The sequence below is a fragment of the Caballeronia arationis genome, assembly GCF_001544975.2.
Lineage (GTDB): Bacteria > Pseudomonadota > Gammaproteobacteria > Burkholderiales > Burkholderiaceae > Caballeronia > Caballeronia arationis.
Genome location: NZ_FCOG02000135.1, coordinates 1 through 15,099 on the forward strand (window position 1 = coordinate 1; position 15,099 = coordinate 15,099).

At 60.5% G+C, this 15,099-nt stretch carries 16 protein-coding genes and 4 pseudogenes; 13 read left to right on the plus strand and 7 right to left on the minus strand.

Translation table 11 applies throughout. The features are described from left to right. The first annotated feature begins 156 nt into the window (after positions 1 to 156). Positions 157 to 1,581: a hypothetical protein gene (locus AWB81_RS35055; protein WP_062642220.1), complete on the plus strand. Its 1,425-nt coding sequence runs from the start codon at positions 157 to 159 to the stop codon at positions 1,579 to 1,581. Positions 1,582 to 1,658: 77 nt separating this feature from the next. Continuing rightward, positions 1,659 to 1,832 carry a DUF2934 domain-containing protein gene (locus tag AWB81_RS35060; protein ID WP_087135401.1) on the plus strand — a complete coding sequence of 58 codons (174 nt, stop codon included), beginning with the start codon at positions 1,659 to 1,661 and terminating at the stop codon, positions 1,830 to 1,832. Positions 1,833 to 2,261: 429 nt separating this feature from the next. Here AWB81_RS35060 and AWB81_RS35065 read toward each other — a convergent pair. Further along, a pseudogene (locus tag AWB81_RS35065) lies at positions 2,262 to 3,406 on the minus strand (IS3 family transposase); the annotation flags it as partial. A 535-nt stretch (positions 3,407 to 3,941) separates the two neighbouring features. On the opposite strand from AWB81_RS35065, the gene AWB81_RS35070 reads away from it, so the two are divergent. From AWB81_RS35070 to AWB81_RS35090, 4 genes are all read left to right on the plus strand, one after another. Then, positions 3,942 to 4,253: a hypothetical protein gene (locus AWB81_RS35070; protein ID WP_062642224.1), complete on the plus strand. Its 312-nt coding sequence runs from the start codon at positions 3,942 to 3,944 to the stop codon at positions 4,251 to 4,253. A gap of 15 nt (positions 4,254 to 4,268) precedes the next feature. Then, complete coding sequence (locus tag AWB81_RS35075; RefSeq protein WP_327373054.1) at positions 4,269 to 4,880, plus strand: hypothetical protein; 612 nt, start codon at positions 4,269 to 4,271, stop codon at positions 4,878 to 4,880. Next, positions 4,877 to 5,275 carry a DUF3443 family protein gene (locus AWB81_RS35080; RefSeq protein WP_062642227.1) on the plus strand — a complete coding sequence of 133 codons (399 nt, stop codon included), beginning with the start codon at positions 4,877 to 4,879 and terminating at the stop codon, positions 5,273 to 5,275. The genes AWB81_RS35075 and AWB81_RS35080 overlap by 4 nt, the downstream gene beginning before the upstream one ends. Before the next feature lie 893 nt (positions 5,276 to 6,168). Continuing rightward, positions 6,169 to 6,363 (plus strand): hypothetical protein, encoded by a 195-nt coding sequence (locus tag AWB81_RS35090; RefSeq protein WP_062642231.1) that lies wholly within the window; start codon positions 6,169 to 6,171, stop codon positions 6,361 to 6,363. 772 nt (positions 6,364 to 7,135) lie between these two features. On the opposite strand, the gene AWB81_RS35100 is transcribed toward AWB81_RS35090, so the two are convergent. Together AWB81_RS35100 and AWB81_RS35105 are read right to left on the minus strand one after the other, a co-directional pair. Beyond that, complete coding sequence (locus AWB81_RS35100; protein ID WP_062642234.1) at positions 7,136 to 8,452, minus strand: PQQ-dependent sugar dehydrogenase; 1,317 nt, start codon at positions 8,450 to 8,452, stop codon at positions 7,136 to 7,138. Beyond that, a complete protein-coding gene (locus tag AWB81_RS35105) occupies positions 8,445 to 8,903 on the minus strand; it encodes a DUF2231 domain-containing protein (protein WP_062642236.1) in 459 nt (152 codons plus the stop codon). Before AWB81_RS35105 ends, AWB81_RS35100 begins: the two co-directional genes overlap by 8 nt. Before the next feature lie 15 nt (positions 8,904 to 8,918). Here AWB81_RS35105 and AWB81_RS35110 point away from each other — a divergent pair, with 15 nt between their 5' ends. From AWB81_RS35110 to AWB81_RS35135, 6 genes and pseudogenes are all read left to right on the plus strand, one after another. After that, positions 8,919 to 9,470 (plus strand): HAD family hydrolase, encoded by a 552-nt coding sequence (locus AWB81_RS35110; protein WP_087135402.1) that lies wholly within the window; start codon positions 8,919 to 8,921, stop codon positions 9,468 to 9,470. A 314-nt stretch (positions 9,471 to 9,784) separates the two neighbouring features. After that, positions 9,785 to 10,369, plus strand: coding sequence for a DUF4142 domain-containing protein (locus AWB81_RS35115; protein ID WP_159938984.1), 585 nt, complete (start codon positions 9,785 to 9,787; stop codon positions 10,367 to 10,369). 244 nt (positions 10,370 to 10,613) lie between these two features. Then, positions 10,614 to 11,078 (plus strand): hypothetical protein, encoded by a 465-nt coding sequence (locus AWB81_RS35120; RefSeq protein ID WP_062642243.1) that lies wholly within the window; start codon positions 10,614 to 10,616, stop codon positions 11,076 to 11,078. A gap of 105 nt (positions 11,079 to 11,183) precedes the next feature. Next, positions 11,184 to 11,405: pseudogene (locus AWB81_RS35125) on the plus strand (DDE-type integrase/transposase/recombinase); the annotation flags it as partial. Between the two features lie 124 nt (positions 11,406 to 11,529). Then, positions 11,530 to 11,997 carry an L-alanine exporter AlaE gene (gene alaE, locus AWB81_RS35130; RefSeq protein ID WP_062642245.1) on the plus strand — a complete coding sequence of 156 codons (468 nt, stop codon included), beginning with the start codon at positions 11,530 to 11,532 and terminating at the stop codon, positions 11,995 to 11,997. A 697-nt stretch (positions 11,998 to 12,694) separates the two neighbouring features. Then, the gene (locus AWB81_RS35135) at positions 12,695 to 12,904 is read left to right on the plus strand and encodes a hypothetical protein (protein ID WP_144444262.1); all 210 of its coding nucleotides are present in this window, start codon (positions 12,695 to 12,697) and stop codon (positions 12,902 to 12,904) included. A 116-nt stretch (positions 12,905 to 13,020) separates the two neighbouring features. Here the strand turns inward: AWB81_RS35135 and AWB81_RS35140 are convergent, their stop codons facing one another. The 4 genes and pseudogenes from AWB81_RS35140 to AWB81_RS47410 all read right to left on the minus strand — a co-directional run. Next, entirely contained in the window at positions 13,021 to 13,512 is a 492-nt protein-coding gene (locus tag AWB81_RS35140; RefSeq protein ID WP_062642249.1) for a DUF421 domain-containing protein, read from the minus strand. A 284-nt stretch (positions 13,513 to 13,796) separates the two neighbouring features. Next, positions 13,797 to 14,030, minus strand: coding sequence for a hypothetical protein (locus AWB81_RS35145; protein ID WP_062642251.1), 234 nt, complete (start codon positions 14,028 to 14,030; stop codon positions 13,797 to 13,799). 82 nt (positions 14,031 to 14,112) lie between these two features. Further along, positions 14,113 to 14,331: a hypothetical protein gene (locus tag AWB81_RS35150; protein WP_144444263.1), complete on the minus strand. Its 219-nt coding sequence runs from the start codon at positions 14,329 to 14,331 to the stop codon at positions 14,113 to 14,115. 419 nt (positions 14,332 to 14,750) lie between these two features. Next, a pseudogene (locus AWB81_RS47410) lies at positions 14,751 to 15,011 on the minus strand (patatin-like phospholipase family protein); the annotation flags it as partial. A 13-nt stretch (positions 15,012 to 15,024) separates the two neighbouring features. Here AWB81_RS47410 and AWB81_RS45130 point away from each other — a divergent pair. Then, positions 15,025 to 15,099, plus strand: a pseudogene (locus tag AWB81_RS45130) (transposase); the annotation flags it as partial.

Below are 15,099 nucleotides of genomic sequence, written 5' to 3' on the forward strand. Positions count from 1 at the left end.
CTAACGAGGCTCCGCCTCAGACCGACGAGTGGTACGGGTGACTGCGGAGCGCTGGCGGTGTAAGGTGGCTCCGGCCGAGCCGGCTGGGACGTGCCCAGCGATGTACGAGCTCGAAGCTCAATGGGTGCAAGGACCCGTGGACGACCGGAGCCAGTGATGACGTTATCACAGAGTGTGTGCGAAGTTCTGCGCGCTCACGTCGTGCTCGAGAGCGAGTGCATCGACCGGATGTACCTGAACGTTTACGTGCCACAGTTGCAGCGCGTGGGCGGCGTAGTGTGGTACCTGCGGGGGCATCTCGGTCAGCGCTTCGCCTCGACCGCGACCGTGGCGCCCAAGACCGTGGCCTTCGTGGCAAGCATCGAGAAGTTTGTCGCCGAGCAAGGTGTGGATCTGGTGAGCTTTGGGAGGCACCAGCGCAAGGACGACATCACCCAGCAGTATCTGCAGCGGTTCGACGCCGATGAAGGGATTCTGTACGGCTGCCGCGCCCAGGAGAAGGCGCGCGTGGTGCGCACCGAGCGGCGCTGTTGTGCACGCACCGGCATGGGCTATCCGTGGGTGGATGGCAGTGCGATGGTGAGCCACTACTACTTCTACTGCGTGGACGACGACTTCGGCCCGTTCTTCCTGAAGTTCTGTTCCTACTTTCCGTACAACGCCAAGCTGTGTATCAACGGCAACGAGTACGCCAAGTGCCAGTTGCGCAAGCGCGGCATCGCCTTCGAGGCGCTGGACAACGGCATCCTCTCGTGCGAAGACCCCAAGGCGCTGCAGGTGCTCGATCGACTGATGACAGGCCGCATCTTCTTCCTCGGACGCACGGGCCAAGTGCAACTGATCTTCGATCGCCGCGTCAATCGGCGCACCCCGGGACGCTTTCGCACGCGGGTGATCACTGAAGGAGTCACCCCTTCGCTGCATGTGGACTACAAACGTTCACGCATCAAGCGGTACCACAATGAGGGTCAGTCGCTACGTACCGAGACCACCATCAACGACACCCGCGACGTCGGCGTGGGACGGCTGCTGCGGAACTTGCCCGAGCTACGCCGCATCGGCTTTGCCGTCAATCGGCGCATGCTCGAAATTGAGCAGCTCAGCCACGACCGTGCATTGGGCGAAGATGCATTTCAGGGCCTGCAGCGTGCGCGCCATGTTGACGGGCAGCGCGCACCGGCGCTGCGCTTTGCCGACCCGAAGGACCAAGCGCTGTTGCGTGCGCTGGTGATGTTCATTTTCGTCGCACGCGGCTTTACCAATCAAGACCTGCGGCAAGCCTACGCCGTGCTGCTGGGCCTGCATCCCGGCGAAATCGGCCCGGGCCGCATGAGCTACGAGCTGCGATGCCTGCGCTTGCATGGCCTGATCCAGCCAGTGCCCAAGACCCACCGCTATCGGCTCACAAAGCTTGGGCTGCAAACGGCGCTCTTCTACACGCGTGTGTACTCCTTGCGCCCGGGCCTCGCGTTGGTTAGCCCTCAGGCGCCTGCGGAGTCGCCGGCGTCTTTGCAGCGCAGCTTTCGCACCGCCGAGCGGGCCGTCAACACTTGGCGCGATCAGGTAAAAATCGCCGCGTAGAATACTTGACTCGACTGCTACAAGATCAATTCGGTCAAGGAATCTAGTGCTGGCCAACTGCGGTTCGGAGATTTGGAATGGAAGCCCTAACTATCGATGAACGGATCCGGTTACGAGCGTACGAATTTTGGCAGCAGGATGGGTGCATGGAAGGATGCGCAGACGAGTATTGGCGACTAGCTCGGGAAAGCGTGGAGGAAGAGCTTCGACAAGAGAAGGGAGCAGCCGCACCGACAGCTCCACAGGGATAGGTAAAGAGCCACCTCGCCGCATCCGCGCTTGCGGCGATCGTCCGGCCAACGGCGGGTCTTCTTCCAGGGAACGGCTCGATCACGAGCGGCAAGTCTGGTTCGGCTCCCCCTATTTGCTCGGCCAGCGGCCGATGCGCTTGCCTGGACCGGAACAATCAGTACGTCAGTTGCGTGGAGAACCGCCGCTGGATGCTGCACGTCGTTATGTACGCGACTCTGAAATTCAGGGCTTTTGCAACAACCTGTGCGATACGAACTGAGGTTGCCCCGCTTCAGCGGACAGATTTGCAGTTGGGTTCAGTACGGTATTGATCCTCCGTTAAGCGTTGAGTCGCGGGTTGTCCACGGCCGGGTAGCGGGTCGCCTGTCTCGACCATGACGCTGCCCGGCGGTGGACAACCCGCGCGGCGATGACATTGCATTTTTTGAATGCAGGTTTTCGAATTCCAGCGGCGAGCAATAACCGATGCTGCTGTGCAGGCGGCGCACGTTGTACCATCCTTCGAGGAACCAGAAGATACGTGTGCGGGCCTGCTCGTGGGTCGCGAAGTGTTCACGCATCAGCAGTTCTGCTTCGAGCGTGCCGAAGAACGACTCACACATCGCATTGTCATAGGCATCGCCGACTGTGCCCATCGACGGTTGTACGCCCGCCTCGCGGCAACGCCGCCCGAAGGCAATGGACGTGTACTGGGACCCCTGGTCGGAGTGCAGGATCACACCTTCATGACGCCGTTGGGTCAGCGCCATGTCCAGTGCCCGTAGCATCAGTTCGGTATACAGATGGTTGGACATTGCCCAGCCGACGACGCGCCGGCTAAACACATCAAGCACCACCGCCAGATACAGAAACCCTTCATCGGTGGGCAGGTACGTGGCATCTGCCACCCACAGTACATCGCAGGTATCGGCGCTAAAGTGCCGACGCACCAGGTCGGGGGCACGGCGGGCCCCTGCGCGTTGCCGCGTGGTGTGGGGCCAGCGCCGCCGGCTCGCACCGCGCAGCCCCGCCAGGCGCATCAGGCGCGCTACGCGCTTGCGTGCGACATGCACGCCCTCACGCGCGAGCTGCGCATGAATACGGGGCGCACCGTATGTACCGCGCGAGCTCGCATGCAGCGTGCGGATGCGCGCGAGCAGTTGCGCGTCACTGCATGCGTGCGCCGATGGCTCTCTTGCCAGCCACCCGTAATAGCCGCTCGTGGAGAACCTGAGCAGCCGTGCCATCGCGGCAATGGGCCAGCGGGCCCGGTTCGCTCTCATGAATCCGTATCCCTCGGCGATACGGCTCCCGTCTCCCGGGCAAACCAGGCCGCTGCGTGAGAGAGGATGTCTCTTTCCATCTTCAGTTGCCGATTCTCACGACGCAGCCGCGAAAGCTCCTGCCGCTCGGCGGTGGTCAGCCCGTCGTGGCGCGTGCCCGCGTCACGCCCGGCCTGCGCCACCCAGTTATAGATGGTCTGCGCGGTCGGCTCGAACTCCTTTTCCAGTTCCTCCGGCGTGCGCCCGGCCTTCACCAGCTCAACCATTTGCGCCCGGAATTCCGCCGGGTACGGCGTACGATGCTTGCCCATTTCGGCACCTCCTCTTCAAAAGGATAGGCGTCCGTTTTTCCGGGTCAATCTCAAACCCCGACCCGGCGGAATATGCGGCGCGCAACCGCGCCGACATCCTGTGGATGCAAAAAACGTTTCGTGAAGCAGCGGCGCCTGACGCTTCGGCCGTCATGCTCATCACGCAAGCCGATCCAGATCGGACAACTCGGACCCCTCTCGCAGAACTCGAACGACGACGTATGCCTCGAATCGGGCTATGCGCAGCCCGGGCGATCAAGCGACAACTGCGAGGTACATCATCTCCCTGTCCCACGCGTCGGCCATCAACGGCCACCCAGCGCATGCCGTGAGAGAGCCTGATCTTCGCCTCCTGGATCTTCCTGCAGCTGCTGAGCCAGAAGTACATAGCGGCATTCGAGCGGTACCGGTCGCTCGTGGCGGAATACCGAGACGACGGGTCGAGTGACACGAGGAGAAGGCACCTTGTCGACAGATCCCGCTGTACGAGCGATGAGCAAGTGCAACGCGCGACGGTAATAGGGGTATCGCCGCGATGCTGCTGATATTCACGCCGCTTGCCGGCACCGTGCAGACCATTTTGAGCGACGAGTCTGCGGTTATAAAGCACGCCGGTGCAGCCTCCGCCGTCCTCGGATTGGCTCTCCTGCTGTATGCAGCGGTTTTCTCATCCTTGAAAACCGTTCGGTGGTCGACGCGTTGCATAGCGAAGTCAAGGATCTGCCCGGCCTCGCCGAGCGAGCGGGAGTCGACGGCGATCACCGTCCGCGACAGAGCCGGTGCTTTCAAGATAACCCTGCGGAGCCAAACAGCTATCCCGCTTTGCGGCGATGCAAACCTGGCGTAATCTAAAGAGAAATACGTGAGCGCCATTGGAAGCATGCGCAACGGCAAGGAGCAGGTCATGACGATGCGCGTCGTCAGTGCCATTGCACTGTTCGGACTGTCCGGGGTGCTTTCCGGCTGCTACTACGTGCCGTACGGCTACTATCCTAGCTACAGCTATTACCCTGCCGGGGCTTACGACGAGACGTCGCAATCCATGGTGCGCGAACAGTTCACGATGCCGGACGGTGCGTCGTCCGACGCGGCGCCTGCCTACGAAATGGTCTCCGCGCCGACGTATGGTGCACCCGCCTACTATCCGGTCGCCTATCCACCTTACGGTTGGCAATACCCGTATGCCTACTATGGCTACGGTTATGGCTGGCCGGGCTGGTGGTGGCCATCGGTGACGTTCAGCTTCGCGTTCTGGGGCGGATGCTGCGTCGGCCACTATGGCCATTACCACTATGGCCACTGGGGCCACCCCGGTTATTGGGGCGGCCATGGCTACCACGGGTACGCTGGCATGGGCCACCGTTACTCTGGCTACGCGGGCGGCAGCCGCGCGTACGGGGCCGGAATGCCCGCTGGATGGGGCGGCGGTGGCGGCCACTACTGGGCCGGTGGAGGCCACGGCCGGTCACGGTGACCGTCCTCGATGCGACCCTTCGGCAGGTCAATGGCGCCGACGCCGTCGCCGACCGCGCGCACGCCTGGCAGCAACGCCAAAGAAGGTGGCTAGAGGGCTGGCGAACGGAAGGGCAAGCTAGAGCCGGGCCTTTGACTTTTAGTAGCGGCACCCGGGCGAACAACTCGACTTCCTGCGTGTCGATGGCGCCAGGCCTGAGCAACGGCATCACCACAACATACAACGGTCAGAGCATGACGGCGATCCTCGGCAGCGGATCAAGCGTCGACTACATCGCCAGCGCGCCGCTGTGGACGTGCACCGTTCAAGGCCTTCAATGGTATTGCGCGCGGAGACCGACGTCGCAGGTCGGTGTCGTTTACCGGTGGTGGCAGGGCGCAAAACCTGACGTTTGAAGGCGGCGAACGCGAAAGAAGTACTAACGTGGCCGACGGCGACGCAACTTCTATGCGATAGGAAGCTTGCGTTCGAGCAGGATTTGTTCAGCAAGCCGGGACTGGGCTTCGCCATGTCCTTGCTGTACGGCAAGACGCTGTATTTGGGCTATGCGACCAGCTTGGCCACGGCGTTGAGCGTGGTGACCAACTGAGCCGTGACTTCGACCTACCGGAGGCGCAACGAGACCTCGCGGCGTGGATTACCGAGTGGCAGGGTAAAGATCCGAAGCTGCTGCATTGGGTTGAAGGCAACATTGCCGGGTAGCTCGCGGTGTCCGATGCGAAGGGCTACGCCCTCCGCATCGGACACGCCAGAACGATCAACTGAAACCATCGTCCCCGCTTGCTGCACAACTTGACGCACACAACGGTTCGGCGGAAGTCGGCAGATCCATTGCTCAGCCGTTAGTTGACTCTCCCACTTGGCCCCGCTTTGGCGGGGCATCTTTTTAGCGAGCACGGTGGTTTTCTTTGTCCGACCGGTGCTCCAGTGCGATCAATCCGCGCCATCCAAGATAGCAACGGGGCCGGGAAAAAACACATCGCAGCGTTCGCCCTGCGACGCGGCGTTTCGATTCGGGCAGTTCGCCAGTTTTGCCTCAAGGGTCCGTCGTCGGGAATCGCCGCCGGTCTGCTCGACGATGCGCCAATCGGTACCCGCCGCGCCGACTGCAACGCGTACACGCAACGCCAGTCGGCGTGGCTCGACGGCGAAGTGGTCGCCCCGACCGAGAGAACAGCCGCATCAGGCTTCCGTCATTTCTAGGCAACCGGGCAGCGCGCTACCCAAATAGTGGGCCAAATTCAAGTACACTTCGTGGCGACACAACGACAGCGATAGGACGCTGCCCATGGATATGGACGAACCGTCGGAGGTTATTTCCGTCCGCCGTGAAGAGGGCGGCTGGGTCTGGTCAATCTCCTCACCGGACCTGACCGAGCACAGAATGAAACTGCTCCGCCAGTCGGCGCGAGCTTTCGGGACGTACGAAGAAGCGCGTCGCGACGCGGAATTCACTTTGGAACAGTTGCGCGACGGTCAGTGACATGAGGGCATAGAGGCGGTTGAGGGTCGCGGTCCTCTGCTGTCGCTGGTAACGCCTGTTGGTGTAAAGAACAACAATTGGGAGATCAGGCCAGCGGAACGCGAGGACGTTGATGGGCGTTCTCGGACAACATGCGGTGCTTCCCTGACCCAGGGTGCAACGATGCGCGAAGGCTGCAAGCGGGCCACAAACGGCCGTTCGCTGAGTGAAGTCAACGGGCGTCTAGACGTCAGCTCAGCCGTTGCAAGCGGCCATTGGTCGCTCATGTGCGGGTGCTGTGACAAGCCCCTCGTGTTGGTGGCGGTAAACGGCGCTCGCGCGTCGCTTCATGATCGACGGGATTTTCGCGGCGTTGGTCTTGCAGACGCCTACATGCGACTTGTACGGGTGCGCCTCCGAGGAGACCCAGCGGGCCATGCTTTTCGCCGTTGAAGTCGTCAAGTGCGACACCATGGCCACCGGCGACGCGCGGCGCTTTACGAGAACGCCCGGCAACGCAATCCGCTTCGATAGAAAGGCCGCACGCGCAACTGGCACCGCGTCGACGCAGTGCACCGGAACACCGATAGAATCGACAAACCAAGGAGGTGCCCAACCACGCCCTTATCAGGAGAGAGAGGCGGCCTGAAATAATTCGTTGAGGCGTTAGCCAAGGCGTAGCTTGCGCGCGTAAGGCAGCGTCAACCGAAGAACGCCGTCTACGACGCAGCCGGTTGCCTTCCAAGGCAAGGCCCGCCGGTTCGGCTGAGCGGTGAATTGGGGGAGCGCGCGATCAGCCGCCCGCGCTCGCGACACGCCAAACCATGTTGCCGACGTCATCAGCGATCAGAAGGCCGCCGTTCCGGTCTTGCGCGACACCTACGGGCGCGCCATAAAGCTCCTTTTGGTCCTGCGACGCGAAGCCCGTCACGATGTCCTTCGGAGCGCCGACCGGCTTGCCGTTCTCGAACGCCACGTAAGAGACGACGTAGCCGCTCAACGGTGAACGGTCCCAGCTGCCGTGCTCGCCGATGAACGCACCGCCACGGTACTGCGGCGGCAGATTGTTGCCGGTGTAGAACACGAGTCCCAGCGGCGCAACGTGAGAGCCGATGGCGAAGTCCGGCGGAATCGCTTTGGCGACGAGGTCGGGACGCTGCGGCTGCGCGCGCGGATCGACGTGCTGGCCGTAGTAGCTGTACGGCCAGCCGTAGAAGGCGTTTTCCTTCACGGACGTCAGGAAGTCGGGCACGAGATCCGCGCCGATTTCGTCGCGCTCGTTGGCGATGGCCCACAGTTGTCCGGTCTTCGGTTCCCATTGCAAGCCGGTGGGATTGCGGATGCCCGCGGCGTAGATGCGGCTTGCGCCTGTCGCCGTGTCGACTTCGAGCACGTCAGCGCGACGGTACTCGACTTCCAGACCGTTCTCGCCGACATTGCTGTTGGACCCGACGCCCACATACAGTTTCTTGCCATCGGGACTCGCCAGGAGCGACTTGGTCCAGTGATGGTTGACGGTATTGGGGAGATCGGCCAGTTCGACCCCACGTTCGCCGATGCTCGTTTCACCTGTCTTGTACGGAAACTTGAGGATCGCATCAGTATCGGCGACGTAGAGGGTGTCGCCAATGAGCTGCATTCCGAAGGGCGAATGCAGGTTATCGATGAATACATGCTTCTCCCACTCGCCGCTGCCACTGGGAGGCTTTCTCAACAGCGTAATGCGATTGGCACCCTTAGCCTTCTTTCCCGACTTGCTTTCAATCAGGCCGGCGATGAGCTGCTTCGGCGTGGTGACGGCCTCTTCGTTCGGACTGTTGGATTCGGCCACGAGCACGTCGCCATTGGGAAGCGTATAGACCTGACGCGGATGCACGAGGCCCGATGCGATGCTTTCGATCTTCAGGCCGTCCGGCACCTTGGGCGTGGCGCCGTTCTTCCAGCCGACGTGCTTGGGCACCTGCATCGGCGGGGCGAGGAAGTTGCGGGCCTCCGGGATTGGCGGATTGGATCCGGCCTGATGCACTGCGTCGTATCGTGCGTGTTCGTTACATCCGCTCAACAGCGCCGAAATGACGGCGATTGCACCGGCCGCAATATGCTTATTCATGAGCCGCCTCCGCTAGATCGACCCTGTTCATGGACATGGCGACATGAGCAATGCTTAACAGCACGACGGTGATGACCGAGAGAATCACGTTGTCCGGCACCATCGCATACGCGTCGCGGCTATGCACGAAGGCATTGACGATCGCAACTGCAATCCCCGCCAGGTTAAGCCAGAAGTCGATCCGTTCGATGCGCGACACGCGGCGCCGGCGTCGCAACCACACATGAACGAGATTGACCAGCCGCGGAACGATCGCGATGATGAGACCTGCCGTCACGAGCCACGCGGCGCCCTTGCCCCAAAAGACATTGCGCGTGCTCATGTAGGTCACGTCGAAGATTAGCGTGCCGACAAACAGACCATAAGGGATGGGATTCAAGAGTTCGAAAATCGCAGGAGCGAGTCTCGATGAGCGCTGCGCTTGTCCTGGAACGATGGGCGTGGTTGACATAGCAGTCCTCTTTCGATGCGCAGCCGGTGCCATCGGTCCTGCAATACTTATGCCCGAGCGCTTGAGAAATGGCGCGGTGACCATTTCCGATCGCACTATCTGCCAATGGTTCGCCCGTTCTCGTGTGTGCCCGACCTGATCGCGCGAGTTCGTGAAGCGGGCCTGAAAGTGGCCGTGGCGTCGTCAGCCAAGAAACAGGAGCTCAACGTGTATCTCGACCTTGCGGGCATCACCGATCTTCTCGATGCTTCGACTTCGTCCGATGACGCCGAAGCGTCCAAGCCGGCGCCTGATATCTTCAATGCCGTGTTGAAAAAGCTCGACGTCGCTGGCGCCGACGCCGTTGCGATCGGCGACAGTCCTTACGATGCGCAGGCCGCGCGCGCGGCGGGAATGGGCTGCATCGCCTTCCTGTCGGGCGGTTTCAACGAGGCGAGTCTGCGGGATGCGGGCTGCCACGCAGTCTATCCCGGCCCAGGCGCGATGCTCGCCTGCTTCGATCTAGCCGGTCCTTCCAGAGATCCGGCAAGTCGACGCAGCGCGTCGCCGACTGGGCAGCTTGGATAACGTCCACGGTCGGCGCGTCTCGCGCCCGTGTTCAGAGCTTGGCTCATGGCGAGCCGCTGCGCCTTGCTCACGCTTTGCAACTTACAGTATGTCGTGCTCAGACCGGTGCCCTGGGCCGGTGAATGCCGTGCGCGACTTGGGAGATCGACAGGTCATCTACCACAGCCCGGCGTTCAGGCGGCTGCGAGCGGATGCGTGCGATCGTATCTCGGAAACCGCGAGGAGTCGCCGTAAATGCCGTTTGGCAGCCATGCCGAGTGCGCCGGGCACGCGCAATGCTCATCAACGGAAACGTGCCAGTGAAGGAGGAGCCGATGCCGACGCGCGACCTGATACCGAAATTGCGCACCGTGCGCGCACCCACCGAAGGCGAGCGGCGTATGCGGTGGCTTCCCGTCGTTGCGTCAAAGGCAGTCGCCGGCTTGCTACTCGTAGCAGGCGCGGCCATAGCGCGCGCCGACGATGTAAAAGACCCCACCGATTTCCTTGGCTCTGCGATTCAGGATGGCCGCGCTGAGATCCAGTCGTGTCAAATCGCGCTGCGTAAATCGTCGAACGCATCGGTGCAGGCGTTCGCCAAGCGCATGATTACAGACCATAAGTCACTCGATGCTCAGATCGAAAGCCTCGCAAAGCGCAAAGGCTACAGCTTGCCTAGCGGGATATCGATTACTCAAAAGGCGACTCAGGCTGCGCTTACGCCGCTGACCGGGCACGCGTTTGACAAGGTTTTCATGGAGCATAACGTCTCGGACCACAAGGATGACATCAAGCACTTCAGCGACGAGGCGCAGCATGGTAGCGACCCTGATGTACGGGCGCTTGCCGCAAGTGCAACGCCGATACTCCGCGAGCATTTGAAGTTGGCAGAAGAGACGCGGGTGAAGATCGAGAAATAGGGTGGCATGGGCAGGTGCCGTCAGGCTCGACACGATGACCGCACTCGCTTTATCAACGGTCACTTGTTGGGAGGCCTGCGTGACAGGCGGTTATTGGGTCGCAACGCGACATCTGTTGGAGGCTTTTTTGTCCGGCAGATGCCCGAGTTTTTAAATGAGTTGTAGGTCTATCAGCCGGCGTCATCGGGATGGCGGATGCAGGTAATATCGGTTCTCCTAGACCTACCCGAGAGGGTAAGAACCCGTGGCACACGGCGAAGAGGCGTTTTCGGACCGGGAAGTGGCGCGCGTCGTCCTTGCGCTCGACGAGACGGTCGCGCTCAAGCGTCGCGCGGCGATCTTCTGGCTCACTGCACGTGGTCACGCGGTGCCGATCCTGCAGGCCCGGCCCTCACGTATTGAGCTCGCGGTGTTGACCGCACTGGCCCAGACCTATGGAGCGGCGCTGCTTGAACAGCCATCCTTCGCACCGGTGCTCGACTGTATCGCGAAACGTGGTGCCGTCGTCCTCATACAGCAAGCGCTGTGGGGGGAACGCTCTGACGACGTGCGACTGGCCGCGCGCCTGCTCGCGGCGCGCGTGCCGTTCGAAATCCTGTGCGGCACCTGGCCCGAGGTGTTCATGGCGGACGCGCACGCCGAGCTGCAGGGGTTTAGGCCGCAGCAGCCGTCCGGCTCCTCCCGTGAACGGGAGGACGACGATGATTGACCGCGCTACCAACGCTCGGCCAAGACAAGCTCCCCGTCGAGTGCGGCGATACGGCGAAGGCTGTCGCGGGTCCTTATTTTCGCATCGCAAAAACTCGGAAAATCCCGCTCGAAATATCTGAACAACCTGTTTGAGCAGGACCATCGGAGCATCAAATCCAGAATGAATGTGATGCTCGGCTTCAAACGGTTGGGGAGCGCCGCGACCACGATTTCAGGCATCGAGTTGACGCACCGCATTCGCAAGGGTCAGTTCGATCTCGCGAAGCTCGGCTTCCAGGATTCCGCTGCGCCCGCCGTATGGAATGCTGTGCTGTCCTCTCGATAAGGTATCCCTTTCTACAGGAATTTTTTCATCCCGATAACCTATTTGCACCACAACCCTTAAACGACCCCAGCACGCCTCGATTCGGGCTGGTATCGTTTACAGAACGTTGCCGCCAAATATCAATATGCCCGTTCTCGACACTGAGAAGCCTGATCGTCGGCGGGCCTTTGTTGCGGACACGACGGCTCTGATACTGTTCTTTACCACGACAGGCGTTATCAATGAGCGGTTTATCGCGGGGATGAGCTGGGATCAAGTTCTCCATGCGCGAATGCTAGGCGCGGCTTTAATGGTTCCTGTTGGGCGCCCGTATGGCGTTTGGCGGGACTATGTGATGCGACGCGCCCAATCCACCAACCGGCTATCGCAGCTTCTTTGGGATAGCGTTGCGCTCGTGAGCTTCCAAGTCCCGATCTATTCCGCGATCATTGCGGTAAGTGGCGCTTCGGGGCGTGGTTTATGGCTCGGAGTTCTGGGAGCAACTGTTATGATGCTCGTCTTGGGGCGTCCATATGGTGCCTTTCTGAACCGTGTACGAAGGCTGTTTGGCCTGCCTCCCGGCGGGACGCGGCCGATGAGCCTTAACACCTAGTTTCGCTGTTGCATCGAGCTCCAGGTATCACAGGTCGGACCTTCGTCACCGAGTGATCCTGCGCGCTCTCAAGCGAGGCGATTTGCAAGAAGTTTCGCCGTGGCGAAATTTCAATCCACCTTGAGTGCATGGCAGGCGCGAGACGACGAACGCGACCAACAAGTGGCACTTCATTGCTCTTAAGGAAGCCCAAGACAGTCACTCCGAACCAAGACGTAAATCGTTGACAGCGGATTCCGCGCCAGTTCGTTTGTACGTCCGTTGTCGAGAAGTCCGACCGTCGGTTCAGGGCCGTCAAGGAGCATTGGTTTTTCCTGGCTAGCGGCCATTCACGATCTACAAATTTGACTGGTGGGTCCGTCTCAGCGCGAACGCGCACACTTTCGCGGGAGAAGGCAACTAACCGTCTGCGAGCTTTCGCTCTTGTACATTGGATCGTCCCGTGTATTCGTCGTCATCCGTCGAGAAGATACGACATGTCAACGAGTCGCGTTGCGCTACGGGTTGACGGACTTCGCCTTCGCATTGCCAAATTCCATACACCGCGAGCAAAGACTATTCGTGCACTGTCATCAAGAAGACGCTGACGCCATACAAAGAGGCGCTATTAAGACCGCCACGGCGTGTCGCGACCACGAAGCAAGGGACCCAATGGTTGCATCACTCCGCGCAGATCCAGGCCGACTATCGTCGCTATGTGAAGATGCTCGGCGCAAAGATGGTCATGCGCGAATCCGCACGACTGTTCTGGAAGCGGGTCGAATTCAGCAAGGCCAAGGTGCTGAAGCCGATGGAAGCCGCCTTTCGAGGGTCTGCGACCGAAGACGAAGGCGGCGCTAACAAAGGCATCAACGAAAGCGGTGAAGTCGAAGAGCGCATTGCCGACGCGCAAGGCGAAGAGCGATGACACGGAGAATCGGTCCAAAGGATCAGTCCAACCCTTCGCATTTGGCATCGTCATTCCAGCGTGAAAGCCGAATGCGCTTGCATGCAGTCTTTGACCGGTCGACGCCTATCGGCGGATCACTTCTGCTTGCGTATCAAACTCACCTGGCCGTTACGTTCGAGAATGGCTGCCCTCACGTCGTCGAGCGTCGTCGTATGCAGTTCTTGCCTGGCGGTTTCGAACACATCGGTCCTCGTAATGAGAGCGGCCGACATCTGTTCTTCGTCGAACTTGCCGTCCTTGTAGATTTCCCTCTCCGAGCCGACGACGATTCTTTCCAGCGCAGGCAAACGCACGCATGCCCATGCAAGAACGCGATGGATCAACACGATCACCAGTGACGCGACGGCGGTAGGTATGGCGGGCGAAGCGCCCACGATGACACGGCTGAGCGTTGCCCCCAGCAAGATTGCGACGACGTAATCGAATGGCGAGCGTTGACCGAACGACCGTCGGCCCGCGATGCGTATGAACGCCAGCGCACCGAAGAACACGGCGACGGCGCGTGCGGCCATCTGCAAGGAGCCGAGGTCTTTTCCTTCGCCGAAAATGGTCAGCAGCAGGCTCATCGCTCTCTCTATTTTGCGAATTGCTCACTTGGACCCAGATAGCTTGGCAATCCCAAAGCGGGTTCTTGCCCAAGCCCCACCAACCTCGTGGCTTCGCTCCGCTCTTTGAATCGACTTTTCAAAGGCAGCTCGCGCGATCGCTGGGCGACCGTATACCGTGCCTTGCCTGCGAGAACCTACTCTCGCTGTTGGCCCCGCACAAATATCTTACCTGCCAAGCGCCGTCGCTCTTCCAACCTGGCCAAAGCGTCCGGAGCGGTATTTGAATGGTTTTCGTAACACCTCTAGGACTCGGGCGTAAAGTGGAAGTGCTTGAGAACTTCCGTTTTGCCATACTCGATTGCGCAACGATAGGCCCTTTCGCGGCTGCCGAAGCATCCTAGCGCGCCCGTTCCATGTACGTCGTCGCCCGGAAAGGCGATCACGACCAGCGGAACATAGCCCTTCGCATCGTGTGCGACGATCGGCGTAATGAATGAACCCATGAAGTCGAGGCCCCCGAACTTGATGAACTCCATGCTCAGATCTCCGCTTGAAACATGTTCCCTCCGCCATTGTGGACGTTAAAGCGCGCAGCGAGCTACGGGCCGTTCGTCCGGTCTAGAATGGCGCGATTAGAAGCTGATCGTCAATCTCTGACCTTCCAAACCGAAGCGCAAACTCGCGAGCTTCTTCAGACGACGCAAACCGTCCTAGCACACCGGATGCTCGCTGTTTTCCGTCCTTTTCGAAAATGACGATCGCCGCGTATTTGCCGCTATCGAAGACCGCAAGTGGTTTGAGTAAGTAGCCCCTAAAGGTGACGTCGCTGTATGTCATGTCTTGGTCGATCTTCGCCAGATGAGGCATTATCCCGCCGTCGTATTTTTGTCGCCTCCTTGGTTAACCCGGACGGCGGGTGTTTGCAAGTTTGCAAGCCATGCCTTACGAACGAAAAATTCCTTTGAATCCCCTCCGAATAAGCGAATAAGCACCTCTCCGGAGTTTAAGACAGTTTTGGCCGGGACGAGGTTGCGGCGAATGGAGGCACCGCGTCGCGTCGGCGGTAACGGTCTTGTCGGGCGAACTTCCGGTAGCATGTCCCGCGAAGGCCGAAACGATTTTACGGCGATGCGCGAAGCGCGGGGATGCCGCCTGGTGACCCACGGCCATCGTAGGGGAGGTGGCTCTCGATGAAAAGCCCTCCGATGGAACAAAGTTGCACAACCAATTTCCAGCGTGGCTTCGTTGGTGTGACCTCATTCAAGCCCCAATCGGGAGCGAATCGCAGGCATCATCCGTTCAACTGCCCGACGCCCTTCGACGATCGCAGGCGCCGCGCGGTGGAAGTCAAGGATTCTTATTCCGCCTAAACTGGGCTGAATAAGAATATCCGCGGGTTCTCCGGCAAGGCGGCTGCGAGAGATCCGCACTTGCATGATGTCGATGCTTTGTGCGACCGAACTCAAGACAGATGGCACCCGCACACTCGGCGCCGGCGGCCTACGGACGTCGTCGTTCGTCGGAGCGGAGGCGGTCTATCTGGCCATTGGTGTGAACATGGACGGCCACAAGGAAGTGCTGGGACTGTGGATCGCCCAGACCGAG

What these genes read in the sequence shown, in the direction of transcription:
- AWB81_RS35115 (WP_159938984.1), top strand. Translation starts at nt 9,785, where the DNA reads ATGCCGACGCGCGACCTGATACCGAAATTGCGCACCGTGCGCGCACCC.
- AWB81_RS35055 (WP_062642220.1), top strand. Translation starts at nt 157, where the DNA reads ATGACGTTATCACAGAGTGTGTGCGAAGTTCTGCGCGCTCACGTCGTG.
- AWB81_RS35070 (WP_062642224.1), top strand. Translation starts at nt 3,942, where the DNA reads ATGCTGCTGATATTCACGCCGCTTGCCGGCACCGTGCAGACCATTTTG.
- AWB81_RS35105 (WP_062642236.1), bottom strand. Translation starts at nt 8,903, where the DNA reads ATGTCAACCACGCCCATCGTTCCAGGACAAGCGCAGCGCTCATCGAGA.
- AWB81_RS35100 (WP_062642234.1), bottom strand. Translation starts at nt 8,452, where the DNA reads ATGAATAAGCATATTGCGGCCGGTGCAATCGCCGTCATTTCGGCGCTG.
- AWB81_RS35145 (WP_062642251.1), bottom strand. Translation starts at nt 14,030, where the DNA reads ATGGAGTTCATCAAGTTCGGGGGCCTCGACTTCATGGGTTCATTCATT.
- AWB81_RS35090 (WP_062642231.1), top strand. Translation starts at nt 6,169, where the DNA reads ATGGATATGGACGAACCGTCGGAGGTTATTTCCGTCCGCCGTGAAGAG.
- AWB81_RS35150 (WP_144444263.1), bottom strand. Translation starts at nt 14,331, where the DNA reads ATGACATACAGCGACGTCACCTTTAGGGGCTACTTACTCAAACCACTT.
- alaE (WP_062642245.1), top strand. Translation starts at nt 11,530, where the DNA reads ATGCCCGTTCTCGACACTGAGAAGCCTGATCGTCGGCGGGCCTTTGTT.
- AWB81_RS35140 (WP_062642249.1), bottom strand. Translation starts at nt 13,512, where the DNA reads ATGAGCCTGCTGCTGACCATTTTCGGCGAAGGAAAAGACCTCGGCTCC.
- AWB81_RS35060 (WP_087135401.1), top strand. Translation starts at nt 1,659, where the DNA reads ATGGAAGCCCTAACTATCGATGAACGGATCCGGTTACGAGCGTACGAA.
- AWB81_RS35110 (WP_087135402.1), top strand. Translation starts at nt 8,919, where the DNA reads ATGCGCAGCCGGTGCCATCGGTCCTGCAATACTTATGCCCGAGCGCTT.